The sequence below is a fragment of the Streptomyces gobitricini genome, from assembly GCF_039532985.1.
GTDB lineage: Bacteria > Actinomycetota > Actinomycetes > Streptomycetales > Streptomycetaceae > Streptomyces > Streptomyces gobitricini.
In genome coordinates, this window is sequence record NZ_BAAASR010000010.1 from 162,454 (window position 1) to 167,181 (window position 4,728).

3 protein-coding genes are annotated in these 4,728 nt (G+C 74.4%); 2 read left to right on the forward strand and 1 reads right to left on the reverse strand.

Annotated features, from left to right (window positions below; all coding sequences use genetic code 11):
• The first annotated feature begins 163 nt into the window (after positions 1–163).
• Entirely contained in the window at positions 164–874 is a 711-nt protein-coding gene (locus tag ABD347_RS09480; RefSeq protein ID WP_344358924.1) for a GntR family transcriptional regulator, read from the forward strand.
• Positions 875–1,250: 376 nt separating this feature from the next.
• On the opposite strand, the gene ABD347_RS09485 is transcribed toward ABD347_RS09480, so the two are convergent.
• Positions 1,251–1,532 carry an HPr family phosphocarrier protein gene (locus ABD347_RS09485; RefSeq protein ID WP_003981826.1) on the reverse strand — a complete coding sequence of 94 codons (282 nt, stop codon included), beginning with the start codon at positions 1,530–1,532 and terminating at the stop codon, positions 1,251–1,253.
• A 175-nt stretch (positions 1,533–1,707) separates the two neighbouring features.
• Here ABD347_RS09485 and ABD347_RS09490 point away from each other — a divergent pair, with 175 nt between their 5' ends.
• Positions 1,708–4,635, forward strand: a complete 2,928-nt coding sequence (locus ABD347_RS09490; RefSeq protein ID WP_344358926.1) for a bifunctional acetate--CoA ligase family protein/GNAT family N-acetyltransferase — start codon at positions 1,708–1,710, stop codon at positions 4,633–4,635.
• Positions 4,636–4,728: the final 93 nt, after the last annotated feature.

Consider the following 4,728-nt stretch of genomic DNA (forward strand, 5'->3'; position numbering starts at 1 on the left):
GAACCGGGGCCTTCGCCGTGCCTGGGCATCGTGCGCGGGCACCTGGCCAAAAAGAACTCCATGGATTTCGGGTGGCTATCGGAAATTGCGCTCCTCTGCAATAGAGTCACTGAACAGGCGTCAATCGACTGAGTATCGCGCGGGTCAAGTTGGGGGTTCTGGTATGCGCATTCCGGCGCACTCGGTATGCACGGCGATCCGCGACGACATCGTCACCGGCGTGTTCCCGCGCGGCGGCAGACTCACCGAGGAGCAGCTGGCCCGCCGCTACGGCGTCTCGCGCGTACCGGTCCGGGAGGCGCTGCGCACCCTTGAGTCGGAGGGGTTCGTCACCACCCGCCGCCATGTCGGCGCGTGCGTCGCCGAGCCCACCGACCAGGAGGCCGCCGACCTGCTGGAGATGCGGACACTGCTGGAGCCGCTGGGTGCCGCGCGGGCCGCCCAGCGCCGCACGGATGCCCACCTGAAGGTGCTGCGCGGCCTGGTCAGGCTGGGCCGGGAGCGGGCCCGCCGCGACCAGGGCGAGGACCTGCGCTCGTTGGGCGGCTGGTTCCACGAGACACTCGCCCAGGCGTCCGGCAGCCCCGCGCTGACCACGCTGCTCACCCAGCTGCGGCACAAGATCGCTTGGATGTACGTGGTCGAGCAGCCCGCCCGGCCGACGGAGGCGTGGGACGAGCGCGGGGCGATCGTGGACGCCGTCGCCCGTGGCGACGCCGAGCGGGCCCGGACGCTCACCGCCCTCCATGTGCAGCGCGCGCTCACCGCGCACCGGCTGCGGCGCGTGGAGCGGCCGCCGGCGGCCGACCGGCCGGGCGCCGGCGCGGTGAGAACTTCGCAACATCGCGTAAACACCGCGAGCGTCCGCAATTAACAGCGGCGCCGTATACAAAGAGAAGGGAATTATCGCCCCGGAATTCCGCCTGCCCGGAAATGGCTAGGCTTGCGGAAAGGCGATCCTCGTCGGAAATGCCGGGAGGAGCTTGATTAACTCCGGTGCGGCCCGAAGCTGCGGTGGAATCCGCTCGGGCGGCCGGCGGTGTGCGCCGCGGACGGTGACCGGCAGGGGCGGGTCGTACCGCCACCCCGTGCGCCGCCACCCCCTGCGCCGCCGCGCGGGGCGGCGGGGCGGGCCGCGGGGCGGCGACAAGAAGCGGAGCCGTACCACCCGGTTTCTGGGCGGTACGGCTCCGCGGTGAAGCAGTGAAGCGGTGAAGCGGCAGTGCGGGGGAGGCCGGGTGGCCGCGAGGTCAGACGGTCTCGGGGAGCTCTTCGAGGCCCTCGGCGACCAGCTTCGCCAGACGGTCCAGGGCGGCGTCCGCGCCCTCCGCGTCCGAAGCGAGCACGATCTCCTCGCCGCCCTGCGCGCCCAGGCCCAGCACCGCGAGCATCGACGCGGCGTTGACCGGGTTGCCATCGGCCTTGGCGATCGTCACGGGGACGCCGGAGGCCGTGGCGGCACGGACGAAGATGGAGGCGGGGCGGGCGTGCAGGCCCTCGGCCCAGCCGACGTTGACGCGGCGCTCAGCCATGGTGTTGCCCTTCGAGTCTCGGCGGTTGTCTAGACCAGTTGTCGGAGCCAGTCTCTCATGTCCCACAGGGTGCTCGAACCGGTCGCCACACGGCCGCGGCGGCCACTCGGCCGCCTCGCCCCGCGTCGTCCGCAGCACCCCCGCGACCGGAGGTCCGCACCGTACCCTGGGGCCCATGCGGACCCCGTCGGATCAGCCGGAACACGTGTACCCCGACCACTGGGAGGCCGACGTGGTGCTGCGGGACGGCGGCACCGCGCGGATCAGGCCGATCACCACGGATGACGCCGAGCGCCTGGTCAGCTTCTACGAACAGGTCTCGGACGAGTCGAAGTACTACCGGTTCTTCGCACCCTACCCCCGGCTCTCCGCCAAGGACGTGCACCGCTTCACCCACCACGACTACGTGGACCGGGTGGGTCTGGCGGCCACCATCGGCGGCGAGTTCATCGCGACCGTCCGCTACGACCGGATCAACGCGCAGGGCCTGCCCGCGAGCGCTCCGGCCGACGAGGCGGAGGTGGCCTTCCTCGTCCAGGACGCCCACCAGGGGCGAGGGGTCGCCTCCGCGCTGCTCGAGCACATCGCCGCGGTCGCCCGCGAACGCGGCATCCGGCGGTTCGCGGCCGAAGTGCTGCCTGCCAACAACAAGATGATCAAGGTGTTCACGGACGCCGGCTACACCCAGAAGCGCAGCTTCGAGGACGGAGCCGTACGCCTCCACCTGGACCTGGAACCCACCGACCGGTCCCTCGCGGTGCAGCGCGCCCGCGAACAGCGCGCCGAGGCCCGGTCCGTGCAGCGGCTCCTCGCCCCAGGTTCCGTAGCGGTCATCGGCGCCGGCCGCACCCCGGGCGGAGTCGGCCGCACGGTCCTGCGCAACCTCCTCGACGCCGGGTACAAGGGCCGTGCGTACGCCGTTAACCGTGCCCTGCCCGACACGACGACCTCGCTGGACGGGGTGCCGGCGTTCCGCTCCGTCGCCGACATCGGCGAGCCCGTCGACCTCGCCGTCGTCGCCGTGCCGGCGGAGCGGGTCCCGGAGGTCGTCGCCGACTGCGGCGAGCACGACGTGCAGGGCCTGGTCGTCCTGACCGCCGGGTACGCCGAACAGGGCGCCGAAGGCCGGGCCCGCCAGCGGGAACTGGTCCGCCAGGCCCGCTCGTACGGCATGCGCATCATCGGCCCCAACGCGTTCGGGATCATCAACACCGCGTCCGGCGTGCGGCTCAACGCCTCGCTCGCGCCGCACCCGCCCGTACCGGGACGGACAGGGCTGTTCACCCAGTCGGGAGCCATCGGCATCGCCCTGCTGTCCGGACTCCACCGGCGCGGCGCCGGCCTGTCGTCCTTCATCTCGGCGGGCAACCGCGCGGACGTGTCGGGCAACGACATCCTGCAGCACTGGTACGACGACCCCGACACCGACGTCGTCCTGCTCTACCTGGAGTCGATCGGCAACCCCCGCAAGTTCACCCGGCTCGCCCGGCGCACGGCGGCGGTGAAGCCGGTCGTCGTGGTCAAGGGCGCCCGGCACAGCGGCAGCGCACCTCCCGGCCACGCCGTGCCGGTCACCCGCGTCCCGCACGCCACGGTTTCCGCCCTGCTCCGGCAGGCGGGCGTCATCCGCGTCGACACGGTCACCGAACTGGTCGACGCCGGCCTGCTCCTGGCCGGGCAGCCGCTCCCGGCGGGCCCGCGCGTGGCGATCCTCGGCAACTCGGAGTCGCTCGGCCTGCTGACGTACGACGCCTGCCTGACGGAGGGGCTGCGCCCCAAGCGACCGCGCGACCTGACGACGGCCGCCACGCCGCGGGACTTCCGTACGGCGCTCGCCGAAGCCCTCCGGGACGACACGTGCGACGCGGTCGTGGTCACCGCGATCCCCTGGGTGGGGGAGAACGGGGCCACCGAGTCCGGCGACGGCGAGGTCCTGGCCGAGGCGCTGCGGGCCGCCACCGCGGAGGCCCCGGCCAAGCCGGTGCTGGTCGTCCATGTGGAGATGGGCGCCCTCGCCGACGCCCTGGCGGCGGCCGCCAGCACGGCGCCGGGCGCCCCGGCGGCCCCGGCGGGCGCCCCAGGCGCCCCCTCCGCCCCCGAGGCCCCTGGTCCCGCGGCCCCCGCCCCCGGCACTCCCGAGGCCCCGGCTCCGGGCGCCCCCGCTCCCCGCACTCCCGAGGCCCCGGCTTCCGGTGTCCCGGCGGAACCCGCTCCCGGCGTCCCCGGCGGCGCGTACCGCATCCCCGCGTACCCCGCCGCCGAGCGGGCCGTCCGGGCGCTGGCCGAGGCCGTCAGGTACGGGCAGTGGCGCCGTCAGAGCGCCGACCCCGGACGCGTCCCCGAGTACGAGGGCATCGACGAGACCGGGGCCGCCGCGCAGATCGAGCGGGCGCTCACGCGGGGCGTCGACGAGCGGGGCCTGACCCTCGCCCCCGGCGCCACCCGCGAGCTGCTCGGGCGCTACGGCATCGCCGTACGCCCCACGCTGCCCGCACCCACCCCGGACGAGGCCGTCCGCGCCGCCGGCGGCCTCGGGTACCCCGTCGCGCTCAAGACCACCGCCCCCCACCTCCGCCACCGCCCCGACCTCGGCGGCGTACGCCTCGACCTGGCCACCGAGGAGCAGTTGCGCGCCGCGTACGCCGAACTGACCGAGTCCCTCGGCGAGCCCGAGGAACTCCAGCCGGTCGTCCAGGCCATGGTCCCGCGCGGCGTCGACACCGTCGTACGCGCCGCCATCGACCCCGGCGTCGGCGCCGTCCTCTCCTTCGGACTGGCGGGCGCGCCCTCCGAGCTGCTGGGCGACACCGCCCACCGCCTGGTCCCCGCCACCGACCGGGACGTCGCGGAACAGATCCGCTCCATCCGCACGGCACCGCTCCTGTTCGGCTGGCGAGGCTCCGCGCCCGTCGACACCGCCGCCCTCGAAGAGCTGCTGCTCCGGGTGTCACGGCTGGTCGACGACCACCCGGAGATCGTCGCCGTCGGCCTGGAACCGGTGGTCGTCGCCCCGCGCGGCCTCTCCGTCCTGGGCGCGACCGTCCGGCTCGCCCCGCCCCCCGCCTGGACGGACCTCGGCCCCCGCAGGCTCCCCAGCTACTGACCCGCCCCCGGCCCCACCCATCCCCGCCGACCGCCCGCACCCCCTCCGGCGACCGCCCGCCCCCGGCGATCACCCCCCCACATCCACCCGCAA

Bases quoted from the DNA above. Each gene is read 5' to 3' on its own strand.
- ABD347_RS09480 (WP_344358924.1), top strand. From the start codon at position 164: ATGCGCATTCCGGCGCACTCGGTATGCACGGCGATCCGCGACGACATC.
- ABD347_RS09485 (WP_003981826.1), bottom strand. From the start codon at position 1,532: ATGGCTGAGCGCCGCGTCAACGTCGGCTGGGCCGAGGGCCTGCACGCC.
- ABD347_RS09490 (WP_344358926.1), top strand. From the start codon at position 1,708: ATGCGGACCCCGTCGGATCAGCCGGAACACGTGTACCCCGACCACTGG.